The sequence below is a fragment of the Mesorhizobium sp. M1295 genome, from assembly GCF_040318135.1.
In the GTDB taxonomy this organism is placed as follows: domain Bacteria; phylum Pseudomonadota; class Alphaproteobacteria; order Rhizobiales; family Rhizobiaceae; genus Mesorhizobium.
This window is the reverse complement of record NZ_JAMYLU010000004.1, coordinates 294,629-320,352: the sequence shown is the minus strand read 5'-3', so window position 1 is coordinate 320,352 and position 25,724 is coordinate 294,629. Positions and strand designations below refer to the sequence as shown.

Sequence of the window (25,724 nt, the reverse complement as noted above, 5' to 3'; positions counted from 1 at the left end):
GCTGAACCTTCGTCAGCTTCGGCCCGGATCAGAAGGATGCGCTGCCAGCGGCCGCACCACCACCTTCAGCCAGGGGTAGAACGGCAGCGACGCGATCGCCTCATGCAGCGCGGTCGCGTCCGGCGCCTCCCAGATGCCGAAATTCGCCCATCGGCCCGGCTGACGCCACAGCCGGCGCACGATGCCGGCCGCGGCCAGTTCCTTGGCGCGACGGCCTTCTGCCGCGATCAGCTCCGCCTTTTGCAGGGGGTCGCCGTCGGGCGGGAAATTTACCTCTATTTCGACCAGAAATTCCATCTCTGGTCCCCTCCAGCCGAATGGGCGCCGACATGCGCCAGGATTTCGCCGAGATCCGGCGCCGGTGAGTCCAGCACCTCCATTGTCGCCCGCTCCACGGCATCGCTTATGTCGGCCTTAAGCTGGTCGAGACCGCCCGGCGCCAATATTTTTTCGCCGGCCAGCCGCTCTGCCAGGATGTCGATCGGGTCACGCTTCAGCCAGGCATCGAGCTCGCCGGCCGGCCGATAGGTCGCCGGGTCCGAACGTGAATGGCCGGAATAGCGATAGGTCTTCATTTCGATCAGTGTCGGCCCTTCGCCGCGGCGGGCGCGGGCGACGGCGGTCGCCATCGCCTCCGCCACCTTGTCGACATCCTGCCCGTCGGCGACGACGCCCGGCATATTGTAGCTCGCTGCACGTATGGCGATGTCCTCGACCGGGGTCGACAGCTGGATACGGGTGTATTCGCCGTAGAGATTGTTCTCGCAGACGAAGACCACCGGCAGCTTGCGGATCGCCGCGAAATTGAGCGACTCGTGGAAGGCGCCGATATTGGCCGAGCCGTCGCCGAAAATGGATACGGCGATGCGGTCCTTGCCGCGGGCGCGTGCCGCCATCGCCGCGCCGCAGGCGATCGGCAGGCCGGCGCCGACAATGGCGGCGGTCGGCAGCAGCCCGACCTCTGGCTCGACCAGATGCATGGAACCGCCGAGGCCACCGGCACAACCGATGACGCGGCCGCAGATCTCGCCGATAACCGCCGTTGGCGACACGCCGAGCGCCAACGCGTGGCCATGGCCGCGATAGGTGCAGGTCACGATGTCGTCGGGATCGATCGAGCGCGCGATGCCGACCGAGACGGCCTCCTGTCCACAGGCAAGATGTGTGCTGCCGCGGACATGTCCTTCGGCGAAGAGTTTCTGGATGCGCTCCTCGACCGCGCGGATCTCGACCATGCGCGTGAGCTGCTCCAGCCTGTTCTTCAAGGCCTCGCGCCGCACGATCGGCACATTCGAATTGGAGAGCGTCATGCTGCGTTCCTCCACCACGGCAGGGGTGGCTTGTTGGTCGAGACAAGCGTCGCGATCTGCTCGGCCACATAGGCCGGGCTCGGCAGGAAACGGGCTTCCAGCGCGCCGCTATAAGGTACGGGCGCTTCGGGAAGAGTGATACGATGCGGCGGCGCCTTCAGCCGGCCGAACGCTTCGATGGCGATCGACGAGACGACATCGCCGCCCCAGCCGCTGCCGGCCGGCGCCTCCTCGAGTGTCACTAGGCGGCCTGTGCGCGCAACCGATTCGGCAACACTCCGGCGGTCCCATGGCCACAGCGTCAGAAGGTCGACGACCTCGATATTGGCGTGGCTGGTTTCCGCTGCCGCGAGCGCCACCCGCCGCATCGCGCCGCAGGTGACGAGCGTCACGTCGGTGCCGGGCCGCGCGATCTCGGCCTGGCCGAGCGGAATGCGGTAGTTGCGGTCGAATTCGTATTCCTCGCGCTCGGCGTAAAGCACACGCGGTTCGAGCACCACCACCGGATCCGGATCTTCGATCGCCGACCGCAGCAGGCCATAGGTCGTGCGTGCATTGCTGGTCACCGCGACCTTGAGGCCGGGCGTGCCGCGGAACCAGTGGTCGAGCATCTGCGAATGCTGGCAGCCAAACCCCTGGCCGGCGCCGGCGGACGCGCGCACGACGAGCGGCGGCGGCAGCCGGCCGCGCGACAGATAGCGCATCGTTGCCGCCTGCGTCGTCAACTGGTCGAGCGCGACGCCGATGAATTCGATGAACATCATCTCGACCACCGGCTTCAGGCCGCAGACGGCAGCACCGACCGCGGCACCCATGAACGCCATTTCCGAAATCGGTGTGTCGATCACCCGTTCGGGGCCGTGCGTGGCAAGCAGCCCCTCGGTCACCTTGAACGGACCACCGGCGGCGGCGATGTCTTCACCCATGACGATGACGCTGGGGTCATCCGTCATTGCATCGTCAAGCGCCCGCAGAACCGCTTGCCGTATCCAGATTTTAGCCAAGGTTCAGACCTCCCAATGCACTGCTCGGATCGTCGATAGCGTCGGCGAAATCATCGCAGCGGAAAAGATTTGGAAACGTTTTTATCGGCACTGGCGTCATTCCGGTTTGTAGCTGCCGAAGGCTTGGGCACTTTCGATGAGCTCGACGCGGAAGCCGTCCGGGTCGATCAGGTAAACCGCCTTGCCGCCCTTGTTCGGCCCGATCGTCGGTGTCACCGGCGGCGACACGGATTTGACGCCCATCGCCGTCAGTTTTTCGTAGAACGACATGAGGTCATCGACGTTGAAGGCGATGTGGCCATTGCCGACATTGCCGTTATGCATGTCGACGGGAATCTGCTCGACATTGCGGTATTCCAGAAGCTCGAGGCAGACGTCGGTACCGGGCAGGCGCAGGATGGCGCTGTGCAGGTCGACTTCTGGATAGCCGACCAATTCGCCGATATAGGGCGCACGCGGGTTCCATTGGAACGCCAGCTCGAATCCGAGCACGTCGCGATAGAACGCGATCGAGCGGTCGAGCGAGCGCACGGTGAAGCCGGTGTGATGGGCTTTCGTGATCCTGGCCATTCCGTCTGCGCTCCTTTGGTCAGGCGTTCAGATAGCCGTCGTCGCACATGACGACATGGCCGGTGACCAGTTCCGAGGCGTCGCTGGCGAGGAACACCGCCGTGCCGATCAGTTCGCGCGGCAAGCCGAGTCGCGGCCGCGGCATACGCGCCTTGATGAAATCGGCGGTGATCGAGCTTGTCGCTCCCGCCGCCCTGGTCAGCGGCGATTCCATCAGTGTCGGCCCGATGCCGTTGACCCTGACGCCGCGGTCGCGCCACTCGAGCGCCAGTGCGCGGGTGACCTGCAGGACGCCGCCCTTCGACGCGAGATAGGCGCTCGCCCAGGGATAGGCTTTGAACGAGCCGATCGAGGCGATGTTGATGATCGAGCCCTTGTTCTGGCCGAGCATCACTCCGCCAAAGGCCTGGCAGCAGAAATACGTGCCCTTCAGGTTGAGGTCGAGGATGAAGTTGAATTTGTCCTCGGGGAACTCCTCGGCCGGGCTGCGGAAGGCCGAGCCGGCGCTGTTGACCAGTATGTCGACATGCCCGTGACCGCGCTTGACCGCCTCGGCCAAGGCGAAGCACTGGTCGCGCTTGGTGACATCGAGGCTGGCGACCTCGGCTTTGCCACCCTGTTCGGCGATCGTTGCGCGCGACGCTTCGGCGCCGGCCATGTTGATGTCGGCAACGATGACGGTGACGCCCAATTGCGCGTAGCCGATCGCGATCGCGGCACCCAGCCCGCTGCCGCCGCCGGTGACGACGGCGATGCGGCCGGAGAGGTCGAAGAGGCCCGCTGCATAATTGGCGGGAACGGTCTGGTCGTCGGTCATCGCTATGCCCGTGTCTAGGCCGCTCCGCGGCGGCTTTGGTCAGTTGAGAATGTGGTCGGGATCCTGGTGCGGCTGGCTCAGCGCCCATTCCCGGTTGAGCATGTCGCCGAAGCCGGGTTTGGCAGGAAGCGGCTTCATCAGCCCGCCCTTGATGATTTCCGGTTGCACCAGGCTGTCCGCATAGGGGTCGACGCCGCTCCACGGCACGCCCCATTCGACCGGCTTGTCGGAAAAGCCCCAGGCGCTGAACACCTGGCTGTGCACATGCGCGAACATGTGCGGACCGAAATCGACGCCCGCGGCAAGGCACTCGTCGATGATGGCGCGGCCGCCGGTAATCCCACCCATGCAGGTCAGGTCGACGCGCACGCGGTCGACGGAGCCGGCCATGATCAGCGCTTCGGGATAGTAAGAGCCGCCCTGTTCGTCGCCTTGCCAGATCGGCATCGGCACGCGTTTGCGCAGCTCGGCGAGCTTCCTGGCGTTTCCCGGCGGGAAGATGTCTTCGATGCAGCCCATATTGAGATCGGCGAGGCGGTTGGCATAGGCGGCAGCCGCGTCGACGTCCGAGAACATCCAGACCAGATCGGTGCCGAGCCAGGCGTCCGGCGCGTTCCTGCGCGCGGCGCGCAGCCGCGCTTCGGATTCATCCAGCGTGACGCCCATTGGCGCCTTGAACCGGCGCCAGCCCGCGGCATAGAGCCCTTTCACCTGGTCGCCGATCTGCTGCGGGTTCATCAGCGCCGGCGGGTAGCCGACGATCGCGGTTGCCGGCATTGGCGCGGTTGTTCCGCCGAGGAACTCGGCGATCGACTTGTCGGCTATCTTTGCTGCCGCGTCCCATGCGGCGAGGTCGACCTGCGACAGCGCGCGCAAGCCGACACCGGCGCTGTGCGAACCGTAGCTGCGCCCCTTGGCTGTCTTGAAGGTCTTCACGCGGTCGCCAACGTCGGTACCGATATAAACTGGGGCGATGCTCTTGCGGATCTGCTCGGCGCAGGCGCCATCCCGCGTCAGCGTGAACGACCAGCCCTCATGGCCGGACTGCGTGCGCAGCCGCACGACCACGAATTCCCTTTGCTTCATCACCCAGTCGCCAAAGATCACCGGCGCCGGCAATTGGCCCTGTATGGCGGCGACGCTGATATCGACGATAGTTGAAGGACCAGGCATTCCATCCCCTCCCAAGGACCCCGGCCGACCCGGGAAAGCGGAGCAACCATAGCCCCGCGAGGCGGTTTGGTCAACCGATTGATCTGGTCTGGTCAAACGATTGACATAGATTCTCGAATTGCCTAGTCTCGTGCCACAATTTCTGGTGCGGGACCGCTTTTGTCGGCAGTCGCCAACGGTGCGAAATGCGCTCCTGCATCGCCCGCGCCTGGCTGCTTGCAGGCCGTTGCGCAGGGAAGGGTGTTGATGGGATCGATCAGCCTGCAGAAGGTCGGCAAGCTCTATGGCGCCGTTTCGGCGGTCCATGGCGTCGACCTTGAGGTCGAGGACGGCGAGTTCGTCGTCTTCGTCGGCCCGTCCGGCTGCGGCAAGTCGACATTGTTGCGCATGATCGCTGGGCTGGAATCCATCACCACCGGCAAGATCAGCATCAATGGCAAGGTGATGAACGAGGTGTCGCCGCGCGATCGCGACATTGCCATGGTCTTCCAGAACTATGCGCTCTATCCGCAAATGACGGTGCGCGAGAACATCGCCTTCGCGCTGCAGTTGCGTAAATTTGCCAAGGCCGAGATCGACCGCCGCGTCAGCGAAGCGGCGCGAATTCTCGACCTCGCCGATCTGCTTGACCGTAAGCCGCGCGAGCTCTCCGGCGGCCAGCGGCAGCGTGTCGCCATGGGCCGCGCCATTGTGCGCGATCCGGAGGCCTTTTTGCTCGACGAGCCGCTCTCCAATCTTGACGCGAAATTGCGCGTCCAGCTACGCGCCGAGCTCAGCCGCCTGCATGTGCGGCTCGGCGTCACCACAATCCATGTCACCCACGACCAGGTCGAAGCGATGACGCTCGGCAGCCGCGTCGCCGTCTTTTCGTGCGGCGCGCTGCAGCAGTACGACACGCCGCACGCGCTCTATCACGCGCCGTCCAACATTTTCGTTGCCGGTTTCATCGGCAGCCCGGCGATGAATTTCCTTGAGGCAACTGTAGTCGATGCCGGGCGCGGCAAGATGGTCGTGTCCATCGGCGACGGTCGGCTGGTTGTGACACCGAAGTCGGATGCCCACGACCTCCCGGCCGGCAGAACATTGCTGGTCGGCCTCCGGCCGGAGCACCTGTCATGGCGGCCTGCAGGCGAAGCTTCGGCCAGCGGGGGGGCAGCAAGCTGTCTGGCCGGCCGTGTCGAGCTGGTCGAACAGCTCGAACCTGAATCCTTCATCGCGGTGGCTCCAGCCAATCCCCAGGTCGTCATCCGCACCGCTGATGATTATTCGATCGGCACTCCCGCCGATCCGGCCGAGCTGGTGCGCCGGGATGCCCGCCTGATCGTGCTTCGCGTCAGCGCCGACAAGGTGCCGCGCCGCGACACGATGCTGGAACTCGTCATCGATGGTAGCCGCGCGCATCTCTTCGACGGCACCACGGGCAAGGCGCTGTGATGAGAACGCGTGCCGCCTCGAATTTCACCGAAGTCTTTGCGCTCGATCTTGGCGGGGGTCTTGTCGTCTGGCAACGAAGAAGTGGGTGTTTTCAAGCGCCCATCCGCCGCGAAGCCTGGCTGCCAGCCGGCGGACTTCCTTCAACCCTCGCCTTGCAGACGGAGAACTGACGATGCGTTCCACACTCAAGATGCCCAAGGTCGGCGATGCCGTCGATGAAGTCGTCATCAGCGAAATCCAGGCCAGCATCGGTGCCAAGATCACCGAGGGGCAAACCCTCTTCACGGTGGAGACCGACAAAACCCAGGTCGAAGTTCCCGCACCCTTCGCCGGAACCGTCATCGAGATATTGATCGCTGTCGGCGATGACGTGAGGACCGGCGCCCCGACCCTGGTGCTCGAGGTCTGACATGCCGAGGGTTCATTCGGCCCGCGACGAAAGGTTTGGCTCGTATCTCGACGACTACGAGATCGGCGACGTGTTCAAGCACTGGCCGGGCAAGACCGTTACCGAGGCCGATGACCACCTCTTTTGCCTGCTGACCATGGCGGCCAGCCCGCTCCACATCGACCGCCATTTCGCCGAGACCGAAATGGCGCAAGGCCGCAATGTCGTCGTCGGCACCTATGTCTACTCGCTGCTTCTCGGCATGAGCGTACCCGACATTTCCGGACGCGCGGTCGCCAATCTCGGCCTTAGCGAGCTGCGCCATCTCGCTCCGTTGTTCCATGGCGATACGCTCTATGGCGAGACCGAAATACTGGCGCAGCGTCCATCCGCCTCCAGGCAGGGCGAGGGGGTTTTGACCGTTCGCACGGATGGGTTCAACCAGGACCGGCTCAAAGTCTGCACATTCACGCGCTCGGTCCTGCTGCCGCTGCGCCCCGGGAAGGACGCGTGATGGACAAGCCGGCTCCGCCAGCGACCAAGACCGTGCCGAAGGCCGAAGCGTCGGGGCCGCTCGACGGCGTCCGCGTCATCGAGCTGGCCACCGTCGTAGCCGGGCCGGGTGCCGGCCGTTATCTTGCTGATTTCGGCGCGGAGGTCATCAAGGTCGAGGGGCCGGGCGGCGATCCGACCCGCCGCATGGGGTGGACCGGTCCGGGGGAAACGGATTCCTATTTCTGGAAACTGGTCAACCGCAACAAGCAGGTCATTGCGCTCGACCTCAAGACCGATACCGGCAAGGAAAATCTCTGGTCGCTGCTGCTCGACGCCAACGTACTGATCGAGAACATGCGGCCGGGCAAGCTCGAGGCGCTGGGTTTTGCGCCGGACGAACTGCTGCGCCGCAATCCCAGGCTGGTGATCCTGCGCATCACCGGTTTCGGCCAGGATGGTCCCTATGCCATGCATCCGGGCTTCGCCACGATTGCCGAGGCGATGAGTGGGTTTTCCGGGCTCCTCGGCGAGGCCGGGGGCCCGCCGCTTCTGCCGCCGATCGCCATGACCGACGAAGTCACCGCCCTTGTCGGCGCCTTTGCGGCGCTCGCGGCGCTGCGTCATGCCGAGCGGACAGGCGAAGGTCAGACAGTCGACGTCAATCTGCTCAACTCGATGTTCCAGATCATGGGGCCGTTACCGTCCGCCTATGCCCATCTCGGCTATCTGCAGCCGCGGCTCGGCTCCGGCATCCCCTACACCGTCCCGCGCGGCACCTATCGCTGCGCCGATGGCGTGTGGGTGGCGATTTCGAGCTCGTCCGATTCCGTCGCCCGCCGCGTCCTGGCCTTGATCGGTCACGGTGACGATCCCCGCTTTGCCGGCTTCCAGGCCCGCAGCCAGAACCGCGAGGCATTGGAGGCCTATGTCGCCGCCTGGGTCGCCGGCCGGCCATCCGAGGAGGTGCTGCGCGAGTTCCGCCGCGTCGATGCGGCAATCGCCAAGGTCCTCGACATGAAGGACATCTTTGACGACGAGCATTTCCGCGCCCGCGGTATGATCGCCGAAGTGGACGGCGTGGTGATGCAGAATGTCGTTGCCGGCATGTCGAAGACACCCGGCCGCCTGCGTCATCAGGGCCGTCCGTTCGACGCCGATACCGAGGCGGTGCTCGCCCGCTTCGCTGGGGGTCGGGGAGCCGCAAAGAAGCCGACGCAGAAGACCTGAACCACTTCAGTCCGGCGCGAGATTTCGGCGCAGCAATTTGCCGTTGGTGCTGCGCGGCAGGCTCGGCACGAAGAACACCTGTTTCGGCCGTTTGTAGGCGGCGAGCCTTTGCCCCGCCAGGGCGACGATATCTTCGGCGCTGACGCTGACGCCTGCCTTGCGCACGACATAGGCCGCGATGACCGAGACATCGTCGCGCACCCGGTGTTCGGCAACGGCGATCTCGGCGACGCCGGGGCAGGGCGCAAGCGCTGCCTCGACTTCCAGCGGCGAGACGCGGAAGCCGCCAGCATTCATCATGTCGCGTTCGATTTTCAGTTTCGCGACATGGAAAACCCGGATTCTGGCGGCGACAATACGCGACGTGGCGCGCGTTTCCGGCGTGTCCGTCGGAACCGTTTCGCGGAGCTTGAACGCGCCTGAGACTGTCAGGCCGGAGACGTTGGGGAAGGTACGCGCGGCAATCCAGTCGCTCGGCTTCCAGCCGATTCGCGCGCCCAGAACATGCGCCGTCGAAACACCATGACGGTTGGTTTCGTCATCGACGACATTGCCAATCCCTGGCATGCCAGTTGCTTCAAGGCGGTGGACGCGGAAATGCGCCAGCGCGGCTATTCGCTTTACCTGATGAGCACCAACGGCCGCGCCACCGAGGAGGCGGCGGCGATCGACATGCTGCAGCATGGGCGGGCCGACGGCATGATCATGACCATCAACAACGAACAGGATGCGCGCACCATCAAGCGCTTGAAGGAGTTGCGGATTCCATCAGTACTGCTCGATCGCGACATTCCGCTCGAGATCGACGCGGTGCTGACCGAGCACGCCGCCGGGTTACGGCAGGCGACAAGCTATCTGATCGAACTCGGGCACCGTCGCATTGCCATCATCACGGCCGGCAGCGACATCAGGCCGGGCCGTGAACGGGGTGCGCGGCTTCGTCGAGGCGTTCCAGCGCAGCGGCCTGCCGGTGCCGCAGGACCTGATCCGCTCGCAAAGCCTCTCGGTGGACTTCGGTTTCCGCGAGGCCACCGCCCTGTTCCAGATGAAGGAGCGTCCAACCGCCATCATCGCCGCCGGCAACCGCATTCTGGTCGGCGTGCTGCGCGCCATCCAGCAGCAAGGCGTTTCGGTCCCGGGCGATATCTCGCTGATCGGCTGCGACAGGTCGGACGTCGCGCTGCTTTATCCCGGCCCGATCACGCTCATCGACCGGGCCGTCGAGGAGATCGGCCGCACCGCAGCACAGCTTCTGCTGGAGCGGCTCGGCCGCCAGAGCGAGCGGCCGGCGCAACGCATCGCCTTTCCGACCCATCTGATCCTCGGCGGCTCCTGCTTGCCCGTCCCGAAATAGAGGCGGTTCACGGCCTGGTTACTGCCGAATTGGATCGTTCTCTATTCAGATCAGGTCGGCTCTGGCGAGGTCGCGCATCAGATGGCTGGCGCCATAGGTCCAGTGCGGGCAGTCGGGTGACAGCCGCACGCGGTTGACCAAGGCGCCGAACTTCTCCGACGAGATGGTGACGATGTCGCCGACCTTGTGGGTAAAACCCTTGCCTTTTTCGCCGCGATCCTTCGACGGCACGAACATCGTGCCGAGATAGAGCGCGAGCCCGTCCGGGTACTGGTGGTGCGGCCCCATCGCGGCGGCGACCAACTCTTCCGGCGAACGGCTGATCTCGGCCATCGAACTGGCGCCCTCCAGCGAGAACCCGTCCTCGCCCTCGACCTTCAGCCGTACGACCGCCTTCTTCACGTCGCCGATGGAAAATGTCTCGTCGAACAGCCGGATAAAGGGGCCAAGTGCTGCCGAAGCGTTGTTGTCCTTGGCTTTGCCGAGCAGGAGCGCCGAGCGTCCCTCGACGTCGCGCAGATTGACGTCGTTGCCGATCGTCGCCCCGACAATCCTGCCGCTGCTGGCGGCAATCATGGCGATCTCCGGCTCCGGATTGTTCCATGTCGAAACCGGATGCAGGCCAACATCGGCGCCGAAGCCGACCGAGGCCATCGGCTGGCATTTGGTGAAGATCTCGGCATCGGGCCCGATGCCGACTTCCAGATATTGCGACCAGGCGCCGCGCGCGATCAGCTTGGCCTTGATCTCCATCGCTTCCGGCGAGCCGGGTTTGAGCTTCGACAGATCGTGGCCGATCAGCCCGGCGATGTCGGCTCGAATGGCGTCGGCCTTCTCCGCCGAGCCGCGCGCCTGTTCCTCGATGACGCGCTCGAGCAGGCTGACGACAAAGGTAACGCCAGACGCCTTGATCGCCTGCAGGTCGACGGGGGACAGCAGGTACGGCGTTCCCGGATCGCGCGCTGTCTCGAAACTGTTGGCGGCAATGGCTTCGAGCGGGCCGATCGGCCGCCCCTTGGCCGAGCGGACGTGTCCTGCCGGATCCGGCAATTCGCAAATGTCGCGTACGGTCGGTGCCACATTTGACGTGATGTCGAAGACCGTGCCGTCGCGCACCGTGACCACCAGCGGATGGGAAGCATCGCTCGTCCGGGCGCGGCCTACGAAGAGGCCCTCGGCGGGCAAATGTGTGGCGTTCGTCATGACTTACGTTTCCTGTTGTCTTGTCCTTGGGCCGCGGCACTTTCAACAAATTCCCGCCAAACGTCTATCCCGCTTCCAGGGTGAGCTTTGTCAATTCTTTCCAGCGGTCTTCGCATCGCTGGACCTTGATCGAGCCTGACGTGCGCCAATGGCCATGGAAAACGCTCTTTCAAAATAATGAAATCGTCGCTAGGGTTTTCACTTACTGAAATCTCCAGGTGACGCTTGCGCTTACGGTTTTCCGATCCAATCTGGCAAAAGCCGCGGACAGCAACCGCGTTCCAGTCGCTTTTTCCAGCCGGCCGACGCGTCGATGTCGTCATCGTCGGCGGCGGCATCATGGGGCTGTCGACGGCCTTGCACGCCGCCCGGCTCGGTCTTGCCGTCCAGGTGCTGGACGCCGGCGAAATCGGCAATGGCGCATCCGGCCTGAACGGCGGTCAGGTCATTCCCGGCCTGAAATACGATCCGGACTGGCTGCTGGAGCATTTTGGTCTGGAGCGCGGCGAAGCGCTCGTCAACTTTGCCGCCTCGACCGCTGACACCGTCTTCGAATTGATCCGCGACGAAGGACTGGCGGTGCCGTTCGTCCGTAATGGCTGGATCCAGGCGGCGCATACCGGGACCGCGCTAAAAGCGGCGGCAAACCGGGATCGGCAGTGGCGCGCCCGCGGCGCCGATGTCCGGCTGCTGAGCGCGACGGAGATTGCGACGATGACCGGCGCGCAAGGCTATCTCGGCGGCTGGCTCGATCGCCGCGCCGGTGTCATCGATCCGCTCGCCTACACGTCGGAACTGGCGCGCGTCGCTGCCGCGGCGGGCGTGAAGATCGCCGAACGCCAGAACGTGATGCAGATCAGCAAGGATGCTGGCATTTGGCACGTTTCGGCGGAAAGCGGCGCCGAACTGAAGGCCAAGGTGGTCGTTCTGGCGACCAACGCCTATACCGGCGGCCTGCTCCCCGGCCTCGCCGAGACGATCGTTCCGCTGCATTCCTTCCAGATCGCGACAGCGCCGCTATCGTCCAATCTCGCTGCGGCGATCCTGCCGGAAGGGCAGGCGGTTTCGGATTCGCGCCGCATCCTCGTCTATTACCGCAAGAGTGCCGACGGCCGGCTGGTGCTCGGCGGGCGCGGCCGCATGGCTTTGCCGAACGGCCCGGCCGACTGGGCGCATCTTGAACGCGCTCTGCTGCGGCTTTATCCGGCGCTGTCAGACATTGCCATTGAAAAGCGGTGGTTCGGCAGGGTGGCAATGACGCCGGACCATCTCCCGCATATCCACGAGCCAGAGAAGGGTCTCCTGGCGGTCGTCGGCTGCCAGGGCCGCGGCATCGGCCTGATGACCGCGCTTGGCGAGCGCATCGCCTCCTATCTGTCGAGCGGCGACACCAGGCAATTGCCGTTCCCGATATCGCCGATCCGGCCGATCCCTTTTCACGCGTTTCGGCAGGTCGGCGTTGCCGCGACCATCGCCTGGTACCGGATGCTGGACGCGTTCGAACGCTGACTTTCATTCCCAAGCGTGAAACAGCTTGACAGTTTCACCAATATGAAAAAAGCTTAGTCGATTTCAAATTTCGACGGACAGTCAATGTCGACCATTGCCGCAACGCAGCCGCTGCCGGAAACCCGGTCTTCGCCAGGCTTCCGTTTCGCTATGCTGCTGCCCGGCGGGCTGGTCACCTTTCTGCTGATCCTTTTCGCCCTTGGCTTGGTGTTCTTCCTTGCCTTCCGCGGCAATGACGGCTCGCTGCTGGGGGCTGGTTTTACCCTTGCGAATTTCGTCACTGTGGCCACCGATCCACTGTACTGGACGGTGACGCTGCGCTCGCTGGGCATCGCCGGCCTGGTCACGCTCGCAACCGTCGTCACCGCCTATCCCGTCGCCTATTATCTGGCTTTCCATGCCGGGCGGCGGCGTGGGCTGCTGCTGTTCCTGCTGACCCTGCCGTTCTGGACCAGCTATCTCCTGCGCGTCTTCGCCTGGAAGATCGTGCTTGCCTATAATGGCGTGCTGAACTCGGCGCTGATTGAAAGCGGCATCTGGTCGGAGCCGACATTGGCGTTCTTGAATACGCCGGCAGCAGTCGTCGTCACGCTCGCCCACGCTTATGCGCCATTCGCTATCCTGCCCATCTACGTGGCGCTGGACACGATCCCGAAATCGCTGCTCGAAGCCGCTTCCGATCTCGGCGCAAAACCGTTCACCAGCTTCCGCCGCGTCGTGCTGCCCAATTCGATGCCTGGCGTGCTGGCTGCGGCCCTCGTCGTTTTTGTGCCGACCGTCGGCGACTACGTCACCCCGGCGCTGGTCGGCGGCCCTGCCAGCACGATGATCGGCACACTGATCCAGGCCGAGTTCGGCAAGGCCAATGACTGGCCGTTCGGCGCCGCACTCGCCGTCGCCGTCATGCTTGTCATTCTCGCCGTGGTGCTGGTGGTGCGCTTCGCCGACCGCCGATACGGCAGCCGCACATGAACACAGCGCGTATCGATGCAAGGCAGGGCGGCGGCTGGCTCGGTGCCTATGTCCTTGCCTATCTGGTGTTCCTGTATTTGCCGATATTGCTGATCCCGCTGTTTTCCTTCAACAATTCCGTCCAGGCGGCATTTCCCCTGCAAGGCTTTACGCTTGAATGGTACGGCACGCTGTTAGGCAATTCGGCGCTGTCCGGTGCGCTCGCCAACAGCCTCGTCATCGGCGCCATTGCCGCCACCGGCGCCACGCTCTGTGGCATCACGGTGTCCTACATGGACCTCTACGGACGCTCGCCGCTGGCCGCCACCATCAGTGCCATAGCGCGGCTGCCGATCCTGATCCCAGGCGTCATCGTCGGCATATCGCTGCTCATCCTCGTCAACCTCGCCGGCTTTGGGCCGTCGCGCATTGCCATTGTGCTCGGCCACATATTGGTGGCGCTGCCGGCGACGGTGGTGGTCATGCGCAGCCGCTTCGCCGCCATCCCGAAGACCATCCGTGAGGCAGCGCTCGACCTCGGCGCCTCCGACTGGACGACCTTCAGGCGGGTGATGCTGCCACTCAGCCTGCCCGCCATTATCTCGGCGTTCATGCTGGCCTTCCTGACCTCGTTCGACGAGTTCATCGTCGCCTTCTTCCTTGCCGGTACCGAGCCGACGCTGCCGCTTTATATCTGGAGCCAGCTGCGCTTCCCGAAATCGCTGCCGACCGTCATGGCGCTGGGCACGGCGATCTTGGCCGTGTCCTTCGTCACCGCCGCACTCGCCGAAATCCTGCGCCATCGCGGGCTTGCCGCCGCTCAGCGGCCAGCGACCGCCAGCCTGTCAAAACCAGAAGAAACCGAAAGAGGAGAACTGCAATGGCATTCGACCTGAGATCGATAACGACAAAGGCAGCGAAAACCGGACTGGCCGCCTTCGCACTGGCGCTTGCGTCGACTGTCGCCTTTGCCGGCGACAAGCTGCAATATTTCACCTGGTCGGGCTATGAGCTGCCCGACTTCAACAAGAGCTTCCTCGCCGTGCACCCCGATGGTGTCGAAGCCTCGATGTTCGGCGACGACGATGACGCCTTCACCAAGGTCAAGGCCGGCTTCCGCCCCGATGTCGCGCACCCATGCTATGACAAGGTGGCGCGCTGGAACAAGGAAGGCCTGCTGCAGCCGATCGACACCAAGCGCATCAAGAACTGGGATTCGATCTTCCCGGTCTTCAAGAACCTGCCCGACCTGCAGGCCGGCGACGGCAAGGTCTGGATGGTGCCGTGGGACTGGGGCAACACCTCGATTCTCTACCGCACCGATCTGGTGAAGAACCCGGAAGCGAGCTGGAACCTGCTCTGGGACAAGCAATATGCCGGGCGCATGGCGACCATCGATGCCGTCCACGATACTCCGGTGGTGGCGGCCCTTCTTGCCGGCGTCAATCCATTCGACATGACGGCGGAACAGATGGACAAGGTTGCGGAGAAACTGCGCGAGCAGCGCCCGCTGCTCTCGAACTACACCACCGACATGACATCGGTTGAACAGGCGCTGGCGAGCGGGCAGTTGGTCGCCGCCATGACCTGGAACGCATCGGCCACGTCGCTGAAGAAGCAAGGCGTGCCTGTCGAGTTCATGAAGCCGAAGGAAGGCATGCTTACCTGGGCTTGTGGTTTCGTCATGCTCAAGGATGCAAAGAACGTCGACCTCGCCTATGACTTCATCAACAGCCGGCTGGAAACGGACTCAGGCAAATACCTGATCCAGGCCTACGGCTATGGCAGCTCGACCAGCTCGGCTTTCGCTGCCGTGCCGAAGGAGGAGCTGGAGAAATTGCAGCTGCCGTCCGATCCGGAAGTGATGCTGAAGACCACCATCTTCACCGGGCCGATGAAACAGAATGATGAACTCGCCAAGATGTTCGAGAAGGTCAAGGCGGGCGGCTGAGCCTGCTTCTTCCTTCTCCCCTTGGGGAGAAGGTGTCGCCGAAGGCGACGGATGAGGGGTGTTCCAGATGGCACCGACGGCACTCCGCCCAACACCCCTCATCCGTTTCGGCGCTTCGCGCCTATCCACCTCCTCCCACAAGGGGAGAAGGGGAAACCTTACCAAACAAGGACGAACGAATGGACATGCTGGACGAAGCGGCTGAGAAGCCGAAGGACGACGCCGACGTCAGGGTCGGCCGGCGCGTGCGGGCGCTAAGGCTGGAGCGTAATCTCTCGCTGGCCGAACTTGCAGCCAAAGCCGGCGTCTCGATCGGAGCGCTGAGCCAGATCGAGCGCGGCATGTCGTCATTGCGGGTCCGAGTGATCTGGCCGCTCGCCGCCGCCCTCGACATCGAGCCGTCCGCGCTGATCGCCGACGGCAACGACGCCGGCAACGATCTTTATTGTGTGCGCGCCAACAGCCGGCGGCAGATCCCGGTCAAGTCGGAAGGCATTGCCAAGGCACTGCTGTCGCCGCCGGCCGCTACGCTGACCGGCATGCTGGTGACGGTGGAGGCCGGTGGCGGCACCGCCGAAGCCTACGCCCATGCAGGCCATGAATTCGGGTTCGTCCTTTCGGGCGAGGTCGAGCTGGTGGTCGATTCGACCAGATACGGCCTGAAGGCCGGCGACAGCTTCGCCTTCAAGAGCACCTTGCTGCATGCCTTCCGCAATCCGGGCAGCGAGCGCTGCCAGATCCTGTGGGTCAACACGACCAAACCGTCCGAGGTTCGCGATGGCGCCTGATCCGCTCGTCCGGCTGGACAAGGTCTCCAAGATATTCCCCGGCAGCATCGTCGGGCTCGATGCCGTCGATCTCGATATTTCGCGCGGCGAGTTCCTGACCCTGCTCGGACCATCCGGCTGCGGCAAGACCACCAGCCTGCGGGTCATCGCCGGCTTCGAAAGCCCGTCGAGCGGCAAGGTCCTGCTCGAAGGCCGCGACATCAGTGCGCTCAGGCCCTTCGACCGTCCGGTCAATACCGTATTCCAGGACTACGCGCTGTTCCCGCACATGAACGTCGCCGAAAATGTCGGCTTCGGCTTGTCGCTGCGCAAGCTCTCCGGTGCCGAACAGGCAAAGCGCGTCGGCGCAGCGCTCGACATGGTCGGCCTTGCTGAAAAGCTCGGCGCCCGCGTGTCCGAATTGTCGGGTGGCCAGCGCCAGCGCGTCGCGCTTGCCCGCGCCATCGTCTGCGAACCGCGCGTGCTGCTGCTCGACGAGCCGTTGTCGGCGCTCGATGCGCATCTGCGCGAACAGATGCAGGTCGAATTGAAGCGACTGCAGTCGCGCCTCGGCACCACTTTCGTCATGGTCACGCACGACCAGACCGAGGCGCTGTCGATCTCTGATCGCATCGTCGTCATGAACAAAGGCCGCATCGAGCAGATTGCGCCGCCGGCGACCCTCTACGACCGGCCCGCCACCAAATTCGTTGCCAGCTTCATCGGCACGATGAACCTTCTGCAGTCGCGCTTCGTCGGCCGTGACGGCGAGCGCTTGCGGTTCGCCGCCGGCGCCCTGCCGCTGGAAGCGGTTTCGGAGACGGGCGAACTGCCTGGCGAGGGCACGGTGCGCACCATCGGCGTGCGTCCGGAGGACCTTTTGGCGACGACAGAGGCCGCGGCCGGTACTGCACCGGTGCGGGTGAACAGCATCGTCTTTCACGGCCGCACCTTGCGCCTTCATGCAGAGCTGGGGCAGGGGACACAGGTGGTGATCGACGCGCCGCGCCGGGCGGAGGGTTTTCAATTCAGCGTCGGCGACGTGGCGCATATCAGCCTGCGCCGTGGCGCCAACTGCCCTATGCTGTCCAGCTAGGCAACGGCCGCGAATACGCCGACCGGGCGATCCACGATTTCCTCGAGATCAAGGGCATCATCGGCTACGGCGCCTGAGCCATCAACATACGGCCGACCGAAATGTGGTTGCGAGCATTGATGCTGCCAGCACCAGCGCTCGTATCATTTCCGTTGATTTGTTCTCTTTTTGTTCTATTCTGCTTGGCTGGGCGGGAATGGCTTTTTAGAGGAGCAATGACATGAATGAGCTGCCCGCATTCAGGATCACCGACAACGGCCAAGCCGTTTTCAACTGGCAGGAACTGGATCGGCGCTGGAACGACCGACTGTTCTTCGCCATTCTTCTTGAAAGCACGATCGCCGTGCCGCTTGCACGCCGGGCATGCGTCTGGCGGCGAGAATCGGGACTGCGAGGGCAAGCGTTTCCGGCAGAACGCCTGCACATCTCGCTTGTTGGGCTCGGCGATTATGATGGACTGCCGGAGGAATTGGTCGAAATCGCCCGCCACGTCGCCTCGATGGTCCAGGCGAAACCTTTTGAAGTGTCGTTCGATCGGTTGTCGGCTTTCGGTGGCGGTGCGTTGGTGCTGCGTGGCAGCGATGGCGTCCCGCCTCTGCAAGCGTTCTGGCGCAATCTTACCGCCCTGATCGCCGACAGCCCGCTGAAGCCCTTCGTGGGGAGCTCCTTTGAAGCTCATGTTACATTGCTTCGTGACAAATTGCGGGTTCAAAGGGTTCGCGAACGGGCGATCGAACCGATCAACTGGACCGTACGTGACTTTGTGCTCATCCGCAGTCTGATCCGGCAAGGCCGGTACGACGAGCTCGGACGCTGGCGGTTGAACGGCCACGACGATTCCGTGGCCGCAATGTGAGTGCGAAGCAGGGTCGCCTCAGATCGTCTTGAGATAGCCGGCCAACTGATCCGCCACCGTGCCCCAGCCGTCGTAAAAGCCCATCTCCTCGTGGCTGTTACGCGTGGCTTCGTCGCGGTGGATAGCGGTCGCGGTGTAGCGCGTCGCCTCGCCCTGCGATTGCAGCGATATGACCGCTGTGATGAATGGGTCGCCTGACGGCCGGTAGCCGGGCAGCAGCGCATCGGTCCACACCAGCCGCTCGTTCTGAACAATCTCGAGGTAGCAGCAACGCCTGTCGTTGACCTCCTTGCCGTCGGGCGACTGCATGCGGGTGCGGAACAGACCGCCGGGCCGCAGGTCGATCTCGCAATCGGTGATGATCCACGGCTTCGGCGTGAACCATTGGCGGACATGCTCGGGCCTCGTCAGGGCCGTCCACAGCAGTTCTCGCGGCGCCTCGATCGTCCGTTCGAGCACGAGGTCGAGCTTCGGATCGGGTTGGAACAACGGGACCATATTCATCTGTCTTTTCTCCTTGAGTTTCAGCACGTAGTCGTCGAACTGGTCGAGACGGCGCTCCCACAGCGCCCGCTGGTCGGCCAACCAGTTTTCCGCGAGCTTCAACGGCTCCGGCGCGAGCCGGTAGGTCCTGACGCGGCCTGCCTTCTCCGAATGCACCAGCCCGCAGCCTTCCAAAACCCGGAGATGCTCGATGAAGGATGGCAGGGCCATCTCGAACGGCTGCGCAAGCTCGCTGACCGAGGCGGGGCTTCGGTTCAGTCGCTCGACCACGCGTCGCCGGGTCGGATCGGCGAGCGCCCGGAAAATGCCGTCGATCGGCGGGGGGCTTTCGGTCTGCAGGCTCGTCATGGTCATTTCCTTGCCTCGGCCATTCCGCGTGACCAGAGTTGGCTTAGAAAACACTTAGGGAAAGTCCTTACTATTGGCAAGCGCCAAAATCGCGGAGCCCGGCGAGGCCGCTGGAAAAGTGAGAGGCGCGGTTTTAGGGTGCCGTCAGATTCGACTGGTCCGAGGACGCGTTTTGACGATCACAATGTACGGCATCACCAATTGCGATACGGTCAAGAAGGCGCGTTCCTGGCTGGCGAGCCACGATGTTGCCTATCGCTTTCACGACTACAGGGCAGACGGGCTTGACGCGGATCGGCTGAACGGCTGGTCAGGCAAGGTCGGCTGGGAAATCCTGCTCAACAAGGCGAGCACGACGTTCCGTGAACTGTCGGACCAGGACAGGATGGGTCTGGATGAAAAGAAGGCCAAGGCGCTGATGCTGGCCAAGCCGACGATGATCAAGCGTCCGGTGCTGGAACTTGGCGAGCGCATCCTGGTCGGCTTCAAGCCTGATGTTTATCAGCAGGCGGTGCGTGGGAAATAGGACCGACCCGCCGCGATCCGTCGCGCCCCCCTCTGTCCTGCCGGACATCTCCCTCTCTAGTGGGGAGATTGGATGTCACTTCGGCTTTCGCTAGTCTCCAAAGAAGGGCGCTTTCGGCGAAGCTGCCAATCTCCCCCCTTGAGGGGGAGATGTCCGGCAGGACAGAGAGGGGTGCTGTCCCGCCGGCATGCCGAATTGAGCGCTTCTACTCACGCAAATAGCTCGCCAGTGCCACCGCGTTATTGTGCTTCTCGTCATGCGCGCCGTAGAGCAGCGTCACCCGGCCTTCACGGAGCAAGGCGCGCAGTTCCGCAACCGCCTCGCCGTTCCGGTCGAGCTCATCGCGGTATCGCCGCTGGAACTCCGACCAGCGCGCCGGCTCATGGCCGAACCATTTGCGCAACGCATTGGTTGGCGCGATGTCCTTCAGCCATAGCGTCAGCGCCGCGTCCTGCTTGGCGATGCCGCGCGGCCATATGCGATCCACCAGCACCCGCTGCCCATCATCGGGCGCCGGCTGCTCATAAATGCGCTTGACCGCGAGCTCCATTGCCAACTCCGCTGGGCCAGCAGGCGCCGCTGCTTGCTGGCCTTCGCTTAGAGATCCCGGGCCTAAACCCACTCGCCCTTGCGCATCACCGGCACGCGGCTGTCGTCCTTATGGACGCCGTCTATGTCGATCTTATCCGAGCCGATCATCCAGTCGATGTGGATGAAGCTCTTGTTGCCGCCGCGCGCCGCGATCTCCTCCTGGCTGAGCGAGGCGCCGTCGACGAAGCACTTAGAGTAGCACTGGCCAAGCGCGATGTGGCAGGCGGCGTTCTCGTCGAACAGCGTGTTGAAAAACAAGAGCCCGCTCTTGGCGATCGGCGAGGAATGCGGCACCAGCGCCACCTCGCCAAGACGGCGCGAGCCTTCATCGGTGTCGAGCACCTTCTGCAGCACATCCTCGCCCTTCGTGGCCTTGGCCTCGACAATGCGCCCCGCCTCGAAACGAACCGCAATGCCGTCGATCAGGGTACCCTGATAGGACAGCGGCTTGGTGCTGGTGACATGGCCTTCGACGCGCCTTGCATGCGGCGTGGTGAAAACCTCTTCGGTCGGGATGTTGGGGTTGCAGGTGATGCCGTTCTTGGCGGTCGAGGCGCCGCCCATCCACTCGTGGCCATTGGCCAGCCCGACGGTCAGGTCAGTGCCGGGGCCGGTGAAATGCAGCGCGTGGAAATTGTGGCCGTTCAGCCATTCGGTGCGGCTCTTCAGCGCCGCATTGTGCGCCGTCCAGTTGCCGATCGGGTCTTCGACGTCCACCCGCGAGGCGGCAAAGATGGCGTCGGCAAGCTTGGCCACGGCGACGTCTTCGGCGTCGTCCGGGAATACCTGCTTGGCCCAGGCCTGATCGGGATAGGCGACGATGTTCCAGTTGATGTCGAAGCCGGTGATCTTCTCCAGCGCCGGCTGGTAAGCCATCGAATTCGCCTTGTTGGCACGCGCCACCTTTGCCGGGTCCTGAGAAGAAAGCAGCGACGGATCCTCGCCGCGCACGGCAAGCCTCGCCGCATTATTGGCGAAGGCTTTTGCCATGCCTTCAAAGAGCCAGCCGGCGGCGCGGTCGAAGCCGGCGTCGGCGCCGTAGCGGAAGCGCGCCAGCGTGATCTCGTCATCGTTGAAGATCGGCGTCACCAGGCCCGCACCTGCCTTGTAGGCGTGCTCGACGATCTGCCGCGTCAGAGGCAGCGCGGCGATAGACGAGGTCAGCACCAGATCCTGCCCCGGCTGCAATTGCAGCCCGACCTTGACGGCGACCTCCGCCAGCCTGTCGAGCTTCACCGGGTCGATGCTTGCGGAAACGCCGCGCGAATGTGTGGTCATGATCCTGCCTGCCGTGATTGGGGACTGTGTCTTACATAGACCGGCGCTACCGACCTTTCCACTCTGATGACGCCGGCAGCCCTAGGCCGTGAACTCATAAATTGGGGGACTGGGATCGGTGGGAAACGGACGCTCCGGACTTCCTGTACTGGGCGGCTTGGATAGGTGCCATGGTCGTCGAGGTCTGACGACCCTTATTTCAACCGCACTCAGTCGCGGTAGCGCAGCGTTTCCAGCACGAGTGCGAAAGCCGGCGAGTGTTGGCGCCGGCTTGGATAATACAGGTGATATCCCGGCCGAAGGGGGCACCAGTCCTCAAGAACACGCACCAGGCGACCCTGTTCGAGTGGGTAGGTCACCAGATCCTCGGGCAGATAGGCGAGCCCGAATCCTTCAAGGCTGGCCTGACAGATCATCGCGAGGGTGTTGAACGCGGCGTGTCCTTGAACGCGCACCTTCAACTCCCGCCCCTCCTTGCGAAACTCCCACGGTGCACAGCCGCCTGTGGGCAGTCGCAGGGGTATGCACGCATGATCGGCAAGGTCTTCAGGCGTGACCGGACGGGAGCGGCTTGCGAAGTATGAAGGCGCTACCACAACCGCCATGCGGAAGTCTGGCCCAACGCGCGCCGAGATCATGTCCTTGTCCACCTGTTCGCCGAGCCGTACACCCGCATCGAAGCGATCGGCCGCAATGTCTGCCAAGCCGTAGTCGTGGATAATCTCGACCCTGATGTCGGGATAGTCGCGCATGAGCCCGACCATGGCGGGCCAGATGATGGTCTCGCCGGCATGCTCCACCGTGGTGATCCGGACTGTGCCGGCCGGCTTGTCGCGCAGGGCGCTGAGGGCGGCAATCTCGCTTGCGATCTCATCTAACTTGGGAGCGATGCTTCGAAACAGGCGATCCCCCGCTTCGGTTAGCGAGACGCTGCGGGTCGTGCGGGTCAGCAGCCTAACGCCGAGGCGCTCTTCCATCGTCCGGATCGAATAGCTCAGAGCCGACTGCGACACGCCGAGCATGGCGGCCGCCTTGGTGAAGCTGCGCTCGCGGGCGACGGCGATGAAGGTCAGGAAGTCATCCAGGCTGTCGCGACGCATTCATCAGTCCCCCTTCTAAGCTCATGCAAATTATACCATCTAATTGCATGCCGCTAAAGGAGCTAACTTCCTGACATCAAGGCCAGACGGTCAACCGGAGCAACTCTCCGCGCAATGCCTACCGTCCAACTGGCTCACTGAAGGAGAACAAAATGAAGAAGGTAATCATGGGCGCGCTCACCGCTCTCACCATGATCGTGAGCCCGGCCGCCTTTGCTCAGGAAGCGACGGGCGCCGTCCCCCGCGCCTACATGATCGGCAGCTATGACATCAAGGATCAGGCGGTGTTTCAGCAGTACATCGAAGCCGCCTCGCCGCTCGTCACCCAGTATGGCGGCCGCGTGATCGTCTACAATCCTAATGTCACTGCCATCGAAGGAAGCTCGAGATCGGTGATCGCCATCGCCGAGTTCCCGAGCCTTGCTGACGCCAAGCGCTACTACAACTCGCCGGGATACACGGCGGCCCGGCAGTTTTTTACCAAGTCGACCGAAGGATTTCGCATCATCACCGAAGGCGCCGGCCTTCCGCAGTGATGCAGTCCGCTAGCGGATGGGTACCAGCATGGGACGTCAGCCCATGCTGGCCATCCGTCCGAATTCGAGGCCGAGCTGCGGCCTAGACAACAGGAGCCCAATATGAGTGTTTGGTTCATCACCGGCGCAGGCCGGGGCCTCGGTCTGGATATCGCCAAGGCCGCGTTGGCGGCGGGCCACAAGGTGGTGGCAACCGGCCGCAACACGGAAAAGGTCGCAAGGGCCGTCGGAAAGTCCGAGAACCTCCTTATCGTCAAGCTGGACGTGACGAGCGCGGCCGACGCCGAAGCCGCTGCCCAGGCAACGCTTGACCGGTTTGGCCGCATCGACGTGCTGGTCAACAATGCGGCGAGTTTCTTTGCCGGGTACTTCGAAGAGTTGACCGCCGAACAGATGCAACTGCAGCTCAGCACCAGCCTCGTCGGTCCCATGAAGGTGACGCGGGCCTTTCTGCCAGCGATGCGCAACCAGCGGTCCGGCAGGGTCATTTCGATCTCCTCGACGGCCGGGCTGATGGGTTTCGAGTTCTGCTCGGCCTATTCAGCCTCGAAGTTCGGCCTCGACGGCTGGATGGAGGCGCTGCAGACCGAAGTCGTGCCGTTCGGCATCGAGACGATGATCGTGAACCCCGGCTTCTTCCGCACCGAGCTTCTCACGGAAGAGTCGACCAACTATGCCGCGCCTTCCGTCGAGGACTACCATGAGCGGCGGACGGCGCAGATCGCTTTCTGGCGTTCTCAAAACGGCAAGCAAGGGGGTGACCCCGCCAAGCTTGCGCGCGCCCTGATCACGCTCGCGGCTGGGGACGTGCTGCCCCACCGTTTCCTTGCCGGTGCCGATGCCATTGCCACGGCAGAGCAGAAGATTGCCATTCTGCAGCAGCAGATCGATACCTATCGCGAGCTGTCGAGTTCCCTCGCCATCGACGACAACGGCCGCAACTAACGACCCCTGCGGAACGTCCGGACTTGCCGTGCTGGTGGCTGAACACCATTGGCACTGCAATTCCGAGGTCAAGACTTCGTGGCTGCGGCACTCCCAAGACCACCTGTGAATTGATCAAATACGTCCGCTAAGAGGTCGATTGTCGACTGGCGGCTTTCCTATTGCAGGGGAATCTGATTCCAGACTCTGCATGAGCCGATATGACCTGACCGACTTCGAATGGCACGTGATCAAGCCACTTTTGCCCAAAAGGCCACGAGGTGTGCCGCGTGTCGATGATCGGCGCGTGCTATCACCAAAGTCCATGACGGCAAGGTGCAGATGATCGACACCTCTATTGTTCGCGTCCATCAGCAGGGCGCGACGGCAAAAAAGGGGGATCGAGATCATTGTCTCGGTCGTTCCCGAGGCGGGCTGACAACCAAAATCCATGCTCTTGTCGACGCCAAAGGCATGCCGATCAAACTGATGCTCACGGCAGGTCAGATGAGTGACATTACCTCGGCCGCGGACCTGATCACGGATTTGCCGGAGGGTGCCATGCTACTCGCCGACAAGGGCTATGATGCCGACGCCTTGCGCAATGCGGTCAGCGAGCGAAAAGCATGGGCCAACATCCCGCCCAAGGCCAACCGCAAGGACCCGATCTGCTTCAGCCCCTTCTTGTATAAGGCCCGCAACTTAGTTGAGCGCTTCTTCAACAAAGCGAAGCAATTCCGCCGCATCGCAACCCGCTACGACAAGCTGGCTGAGAACTATCTTACCGCGCTCAAACTCGTCGCAATCCGCATCTGGCTAGGCGGTAATGAGTCTACGTCCTAGCTGGCCCTCTCGAGCGATCTGAACTGCGCCATCGTCGCCTCGATCTCTTCGCGCATCCAGGTCTTGAAATCCCTGACCTTGCGGCTTTCGCCCTTGCTGGCCGAAGTCACCAGCCAATAGCCAAGCCCGCTCTGCGCCCTCGCGCCGAACGGCGCGACGAGCCGGCCATCGGCCAGCGCGTCGGCGGCCAGCAACTGCCAGCCGAGCATGACACCGTGACCGGCAATCGCCGATTCCAGGCACAGCATCGGATCGGTGAAGCGCGCGCCCTGCATGAAGGTGACCGGCTCCACGCCGGCCGCTTCGAACCAGCTCTCCCAGCTGATCATCGACCTTTCGTCGGTGATCGCACAGGTCAAAGCAAGGTCCTCGATCGATTTCAGCTTGCTGGCGATCACCGGTGCACAGACCGGAAACACCTCCTGCGCCAGCAGCAATTCTGCCCGCCCGCCCGGCCATTTGCCGTCGCCGAGCCGGATGGCGACGTCGATGTCCGAGCGATCGAGATCGGCAAGCCGCACCGAGGCATCGATGCGCAGGAGCACGTTCGGATGGCGGGCGAAATGCCGCGACAGCCGCGGCAGCAGCCATTTCGAGGCGAAAGCCGGCGCCACCGAAACCACCAGCGTGCACTCCGAGCTTTCATCGGCAAGCGCTACCGCCTGTGCGAGCTCGCGGAAGCCTGCGCTGAGCCGCGCGGTAAAGACGGTGCCGAATTCCGTCGCCACCAGGCCAGCTGGCGTTCGTTCGAACAGCGCCCGGCCGAGCTGCTTTTCGGTCCGGTTGATCTGCTGGCTGACGGCGCTGACCGAGACGTTGAGCTCGCCGGCCGCCGCCGCGAGCGAGCCCAGGCGGGCGACGGCTTCGACGGCGCGCAAGCCGTTGAGATGGACACGGTTCAGCATAGCCATACAGTTTTTCTAAACTCGTACGGCTTAAATCTCAATTGTCAGGCGCTGCCGAATGCCG

At 63.5% G+C, this 25,724-nt stretch carries 29 protein-coding genes and 3 pseudogenes; 17 read left to right on the top strand and 15 right to left on the bottom strand.

Features of this window, described 5'->3' with window-relative positions; genetic code table 11:
* Window positions 1-12: 12 nt before the first annotated feature.
* From NKH29_RS08980 to NKH29_RS08955, 6 genes are all read right to left on the bottom strand, one after another.
* Window positions 13-297, bottom strand: a complete 285-nt coding sequence (locus NKH29_RS08980; protein WP_352494005.1) for a muconolactone Delta-isomerase family protein — start codon at window positions 295-297, stop codon at window positions 13-15.
* A complete protein-coding gene (locus tag NKH29_RS08975) occupies window positions 276-1,310 on the bottom strand; it encodes a thiamine pyrophosphate-dependent dehydrogenase E1 component subunit alpha (RefSeq protein ID WP_352494006.1) in 1,035 nt (344 codons plus the stop codon). Before NKH29_RS08975 ends, NKH29_RS08980 begins: the two co-directional genes overlap by 22 nt.
* Entirely contained in the window at window positions 1,307-2,314 is a 1,008-nt protein-coding gene (locus tag NKH29_RS08970) for an alpha-ketoacid dehydrogenase subunit beta (RefSeq protein ID WP_352999405.1), read from the bottom strand. The genes NKH29_RS08975 and NKH29_RS08970 overlap by 4 nt, the downstream gene beginning before the upstream one ends.
* Before the next feature lie 96 nt (window positions 2,315-2,410).
* Window positions 2,411-2,884, bottom strand: coding sequence for a VOC family protein (locus NKH29_RS08965; RefSeq protein ID WP_352588929.1), 474 nt, complete (start codon window positions 2,882-2,884; stop codon window positions 2,411-2,413).
* Between the two features lie 19 nt (window positions 2,885-2,903).
* Complete coding sequence (locus NKH29_RS08960) at window positions 2,904-3,701, bottom strand: SDR family NAD(P)-dependent oxidoreductase (protein ID WP_352861778.1); 798 nt, start codon at window positions 3,699-3,701, stop codon at window positions 2,904-2,906.
* A gap of 39 nt (window positions 3,702-3,740) precedes the next feature.
* Window positions 3,741-4,874, bottom strand: coding sequence for an enolase C-terminal domain-like protein (locus NKH29_RS08955; RefSeq protein WP_352999403.1), 1,134 nt, complete (start codon window positions 4,872-4,874; stop codon window positions 3,741-3,743).
* Window positions 4,875-5,120: 246 nt separating this feature from the next.
* Between NKH29_RS08955 and NKH29_RS08950 the strand changes: the two genes are divergently transcribed.
* From NKH29_RS08950 to NKH29_RS08935, 4 genes are all read left to right on the top strand, one after another.
* Window positions 5,121-6,308, top strand: coding sequence for an ABC transporter ATP-binding protein (locus NKH29_RS08950; protein ID WP_352999401.1), 1,188 nt, complete (start codon window positions 5,121-5,123; stop codon window positions 6,306-6,308).
* A 172-nt stretch (window positions 6,309-6,480) separates the two neighbouring features.
* Window positions 6,481-6,717, top strand: a complete 237-nt coding sequence (locus tag NKH29_RS08945) for a biotin/lipoyl-containing protein (protein WP_023716824.1) — start codon at window positions 6,481-6,483, stop codon at window positions 6,715-6,717.
* A gap of 1 nt (window position 6,718) precedes the next feature.
* Window positions 6,719-7,210: a MaoC family dehydratase gene (locus NKH29_RS08940; protein WP_023716825.1), complete on the top strand. Its 492-nt coding sequence runs from the start codon at window positions 6,719-6,721 to the stop codon at window positions 7,208-7,210.
* Window positions 7,210-8,418 carry a CaiB/BaiF CoA transferase family protein gene (locus NKH29_RS08935; RefSeq protein ID WP_352588938.1) on the top strand — a complete coding sequence of 403 codons (1,209 nt, stop codon included), beginning with the start codon at window positions 7,210-7,212 and terminating at the stop codon, window positions 8,416-8,418. Before NKH29_RS08940 ends, NKH29_RS08935 begins: the two co-directional genes overlap by 1 nt.
* A gap of 6 nt (window positions 8,419-8,424) precedes the next feature.
* Here the strand turns inward: NKH29_RS08935 and NKH29_RS32620 are convergent, their stop codons facing one another.
* A complete protein-coding gene (locus NKH29_RS32620; protein ID WP_502911229.1) occupies window positions 8,425-8,985 on the bottom strand; it encodes an AMP-binding enzyme in 561 nt (186 codons plus the stop codon).
* Between NKH29_RS32620 and NKH29_RS08920 the strand changes: the two are divergent.
* Both NKH29_RS08920 and NKH29_RS08915 read left to right on the top strand, forming a co-directional pair.
* Window positions 8,923-9,252: pseudogene (locus NKH29_RS08920) on the top strand (type 1 periplasmic-binding domain-containing protein); the annotation flags it as partial. The gene NKH29_RS32620 and the pseudogene NKH29_RS08920 overlap by 63 nt on opposite strands.
* Before the next feature lie 85 nt (window positions 9,253-9,337).
* Window positions 9,338-9,772, top strand: coding sequence for a substrate-binding domain-containing protein (locus NKH29_RS08915; protein ID WP_352494013.1), 435 nt, complete (start codon window positions 9,338-9,340; stop codon window positions 9,770-9,772).
* Window positions 9,773-9,817: 45 nt separating this feature from the next.
* Here the strand turns inward: NKH29_RS08915 and NKH29_RS08910 are convergent, their stop codons facing one another.
* Window positions 9,818-10,975, bottom strand: a complete 1,158-nt coding sequence (locus NKH29_RS08910; RefSeq protein WP_023716830.1) for a fumarylacetoacetate hydrolase family protein — start codon at window positions 10,973-10,975, stop codon at window positions 9,818-9,820.
* A 225-nt stretch (window positions 10,976-11,200) separates the two neighbouring features.
* Between NKH29_RS08910 and NKH29_RS08905 the strand changes: the two genes are divergently transcribed.
* The 6 genes from NKH29_RS08905 (at window position 11,201) to NKH29_RS08880 (ending at window position 17,249) form a co-directional block, all read left to right on the top strand.
* A complete protein-coding gene (locus tag NKH29_RS08905; RefSeq protein WP_352588943.1) occupies window positions 11,201-12,484 on the top strand; it encodes an NAD(P)/FAD-dependent oxidoreductase in 1,284 nt (427 codons plus the stop codon).
* 84 nt (window positions 12,485-12,568) lie between these two features.
* The gene (locus NKH29_RS08900; protein WP_352564767.1) at window positions 12,569-13,456 is read left to right on the top strand and encodes an ABC transporter permease; all 888 of its coding nucleotides are present in this window, start codon (window positions 12,569-12,571) and stop codon (window positions 13,454-13,456) included.
* Window positions 13,453-14,331 carry an ABC transporter permease gene (locus tag NKH29_RS08895; RefSeq protein WP_023716833.1) on the top strand — a complete coding sequence of 293 codons (879 nt, stop codon included), beginning with the start codon at window positions 13,453-13,455 and terminating at the stop codon, window positions 14,329-14,331. The genes NKH29_RS08900 and NKH29_RS08895 overlap by 4 nt, the downstream gene beginning before the upstream one ends.
* Complete coding sequence (locus tag NKH29_RS08890) at window positions 14,316-15,386, top strand: ABC transporter substrate-binding protein (RefSeq protein ID WP_352999397.1); 1,071 nt, start codon at window positions 14,316-14,318, stop codon at window positions 15,384-15,386. The genes NKH29_RS08895 and NKH29_RS08890 overlap by 16 nt, the downstream gene beginning before the upstream one ends.
* A gap of 179 nt (window positions 15,387-15,565) precedes the next feature.
* Window positions 15,566-16,174, top strand: coding sequence for a cupin domain-containing protein (locus tag NKH29_RS08885; RefSeq protein ID WP_352548691.1), 609 nt, complete (start codon window positions 15,566-15,568; stop codon window positions 16,172-16,174).
* A complete protein-coding gene (locus tag NKH29_RS08880; protein ID WP_352548690.1) occupies window positions 16,164-17,249 on the top strand; it encodes an ABC transporter ATP-binding protein in 1,086 nt (361 codons plus the stop codon). Before NKH29_RS08885 ends, NKH29_RS08880 begins: the two co-directional genes overlap by 11 nt.
* Before the next feature lie 64 nt (window positions 17,250-17,313).
* On the opposite strand, the gene NKH29_RS08875 is transcribed toward NKH29_RS08880, so the two are convergent.
* On the bottom strand, window positions 17,314-17,739 hold the full coding sequence (locus NKH29_RS08875; RefSeq protein WP_352999442.1) for a hypothetical protein: 426 nt from the start codon (window positions 17,737-17,739) through the stop codon (window positions 17,314-17,316).
* Here NKH29_RS08875 and NKH29_RS08870 point away from each other — a divergent pair.
* A complete protein-coding gene (locus tag NKH29_RS08870) occupies window positions 17,638-18,105 on the top strand; it encodes a 2'-5' RNA ligase family protein (RefSeq protein WP_352548750.1) in 468 nt (155 codons plus the stop codon). The genes NKH29_RS08875 and NKH29_RS08870 overlap by 102 nt on opposite strands.
* 18 nt (window positions 18,106-18,123) lie before the next feature.
* On the opposite strand, the gene NKH29_RS08865 is transcribed toward NKH29_RS08870, so the two are convergent.
* Together NKH29_RS08865 and NKH29_RS08860 are read right to left on the bottom strand one after the other, a co-directional pair.
* Entirely contained in the window at window positions 18,124-18,603 is a 480-nt protein-coding gene (locus NKH29_RS08865; protein WP_352548748.1) for an SRPBCC family protein, read from the bottom strand.
* A 12-nt stretch (window positions 18,604-18,615) separates the two neighbouring features.
* A pseudogene (locus tag NKH29_RS08860) lies at window positions 18,616-18,957 on the bottom strand (ArsR/SmtB family transcription factor); the annotation flags it as partial.
* Window positions 18,958-19,129: 172 nt separating this feature from the next.
* Here NKH29_RS08860 and NKH29_RS08855 point away from each other — a divergent pair.
* Window positions 19,130-19,483: an ArsC family reductase gene (locus tag NKH29_RS08855; protein ID WP_352588952.1), complete on the top strand. Its 354-nt coding sequence runs from the start codon at window positions 19,130-19,132 to the stop codon at window positions 19,481-19,483.
* 205 nt (window positions 19,484-19,688) lie between these two features.
* On the opposite strand, the gene NKH29_RS08850 is transcribed toward NKH29_RS08855, so the two are convergent.
* From NKH29_RS08850 to NKH29_RS08840, 3 genes are all read right to left on the bottom strand, one after another.
* Window positions 19,689-20,039 (bottom strand): DUF488 domain-containing protein, encoded by a 351-nt coding sequence (locus NKH29_RS08850; protein WP_352588955.1) that lies wholly within the window; start codon window positions 20,037-20,039, stop codon window positions 19,689-19,691.
* A gap of 56 nt (window positions 20,040-20,095) precedes the next feature.
* Window positions 20,096-21,352, bottom strand: a complete 1,257-nt coding sequence (locus tag NKH29_RS08845) for an aminopeptidase (protein ID WP_352999394.1) — start codon at window positions 21,350-21,352, stop codon at window positions 20,096-20,098.
* 209 nt (window positions 21,353-21,561) lie between these two features.
* Window positions 21,562-22,452, bottom strand: coding sequence for a LysR family transcriptional regulator (locus NKH29_RS08840; protein WP_352484076.1), 891 nt, complete (start codon window positions 22,450-22,452; stop codon window positions 21,562-21,564).
* Between the two features lie 152 nt (window positions 22,453-22,604).
* On the opposite strand from NKH29_RS08840, the gene NKH29_RS08835 reads away from it, so the two are divergent.
* The 3 genes and pseudogenes from NKH29_RS08835 to NKH29_RS08825 all read left to right on the top strand — a co-directional run bounded on the left by NKH29_RS08835 (window position 22,605) and on the right by NKH29_RS08825 (window position 24,755).
* Window positions 22,605-22,988 carry a DUF1330 domain-containing protein gene (locus tag NKH29_RS08835; protein WP_352999392.1) on the top strand — a complete coding sequence of 128 codons (384 nt, stop codon included), beginning with the start codon at window positions 22,605-22,607 and terminating at the stop codon, window positions 22,986-22,988.
* A gap of 102 nt (window positions 22,989-23,090) precedes the next feature.
* The gene (locus NKH29_RS08830) at window positions 23,091-23,933 is read left to right on the top strand and encodes an SDR family oxidoreductase (protein ID WP_352548684.1); all 843 of its coding nucleotides are present in this window, start codon (window positions 23,091-23,093) and stop codon (window positions 23,931-23,933) included.
* A 190-nt stretch (window positions 23,934-24,123) separates the two neighbouring features.
* Window positions 24,124-24,755 (top strand): annotated as a pseudogene (locus NKH29_RS08825) (IS5 family transposase).
* Here NKH29_RS08825 and NKH29_RS08820 read toward each other — a convergent pair.
* Entirely contained in the window at window positions 24,752-25,666 is a 915-nt protein-coding gene (locus tag NKH29_RS08820) for a LysR substrate-binding domain-containing protein (protein WP_352999391.1), read from the bottom strand. The pseudogene NKH29_RS08825 and the gene NKH29_RS08820 overlap by 4 nt on opposite strands.
* Window positions 25,667-25,724 lie beyond the last annotated feature (58 nt).

What these genes read in the sequence shown, in the direction of transcription:
- NKH29_RS08980 (WP_352494005.1), bottom strand. Translation starts at nt 297, where the DNA reads ATGGAATTTCTGGTCGAAATAGAGGTAAATTTCCCGCCCGACGGCGAC.
- NKH29_RS08975 (WP_352494006.1), bottom strand. Translation starts at nt 1,310, where the DNA reads ATGACGCTCTCCAATTCGAATGTGCCGATCGTGCGGCGCGAGGCCTTG.
- NKH29_RS08965 (WP_352588929.1), bottom strand. Translation starts at nt 2,884, where the DNA reads ATGGCCAGGATCACGAAAGCCCATCACACCGGCTTCACCGTGCGCTCG.
- NKH29_RS08960 (WP_352861778.1), bottom strand. Translation starts at nt 3,701, where the DNA reads ATGACCGACGACCAGACCGTTCCCGCCAATTATGCAGCGGGCCTCTTC.
- NKH29_RS08955 (WP_352999403.1), bottom strand. Translation starts at nt 4,874, where the DNA reads ATGCCTGGTCCTTCAACTATCGTCGATATCAGCGTCGCCGCCATACAG.
- NKH29_RS08950 (WP_352999401.1), top strand. Translation starts at nt 5,121, where the DNA reads ATGGGATCGATCAGCCTGCAGAAGGTCGGCAAGCTCTATGGCGCCGTT.
- NKH29_RS08945 (WP_023716824.1), top strand. Translation starts at nt 6,481, where the DNA reads ATGCGTTCCACACTCAAGATGCCCAAGGTCGGCGATGCCGTCGATGAA.
- NKH29_RS08940 (WP_023716825.1), top strand. Translation starts at nt 6,719, where the DNA reads ATGCCGAGGGTTCATTCGGCCCGCGACGAAAGGTTTGGCTCGTATCTC.
- NKH29_RS08935 (WP_352588938.1), top strand. Translation starts at nt 7,210, where the DNA reads ATGGACAAGCCGGCTCCGCCAGCGACCAAGACCGTGCCGAAGGCCGAA.
- NKH29_RS32620 (WP_502911229.1), bottom strand. Translation starts at nt 8,985, where the DNA reads ATGCCAGGGATTGGCAATGTCGTCGATGACGAAACCAACCGTCATGGT.
- NKH29_RS08910 (WP_023716830.1), bottom strand. Translation starts at nt 10,975, where the DNA reads ATGACGAACGCCACACATTTGCCCGCCGAGGGCCTCTTCGTAGGCCGC.
- NKH29_RS08900 (WP_352564767.1), top strand. Translation starts at nt 12,569, where the DNA reads ATGTCGACCATTGCCGCAACGCAGCCGCTGCCGGAAACCCGGTCTTCG.
- NKH29_RS08895 (WP_023716833.1), top strand. Translation starts at nt 13,453, where the DNA reads ATGAACACAGCGCGTATCGATGCAAGGCAGGGCGGCGGCTGGCTCGGT.
- NKH29_RS08890 (WP_352999397.1), top strand. Translation starts at nt 14,316, where the DNA reads ATGGCATTCGACCTGAGATCGATAACGACAAAGGCAGCGAAAACCGGA.
- NKH29_RS08885 (WP_352548691.1), top strand. Translation starts at nt 15,566, where the DNA reads ATGGACATGCTGGACGAAGCGGCTGAGAAGCCGAAGGACGACGCCGAC.
- NKH29_RS08880 (WP_352548690.1), top strand. Translation starts at nt 16,164, where the DNA reads ATGGCGCCTGATCCGCTCGTCCGGCTGGACAAGGTCTCCAAGATATTC.
- NKH29_RS08865 (WP_352548748.1), bottom strand. Translation starts at nt 18,603, where the DNA reads ATGGTCCCGTTGTTCCAACCCGATCCGAAGCTCGACCTCGTGCTCGAA.
- NKH29_RS08845 (WP_352999394.1), bottom strand. Translation starts at nt 21,352, where the DNA reads ATGACCACACATTCGCGCGGCGTTTCCGCAAGCATCGACCCGGTGAAG.
- NKH29_RS08840 (WP_352484076.1), bottom strand. Translation starts at nt 22,452, where the DNA reads ATGCGTCGCGACAGCCTGGATGACTTCCTGACCTTCATCGCCGTCGCC.
- NKH29_RS08835 (WP_352999392.1), top strand. Translation starts at nt 22,605, where the DNA reads ATGAAGAAGGTAATCATGGGCGCGCTCACCGCTCTCACCATGATCGTG.
- NKH29_RS08830 (WP_352548684.1), top strand. Translation starts at nt 23,091, where the DNA reads ATGAGTGTTTGGTTCATCACCGGCGCAGGCCGGGGCCTCGGTCTGGAT.
- NKH29_RS08820 (WP_352999391.1), bottom strand. Translation starts at nt 25,666, where the DNA reads ATGGCTATGCTGAACCGTGTCCATCTCAACGGCTTGCGCGCCGTCGAA.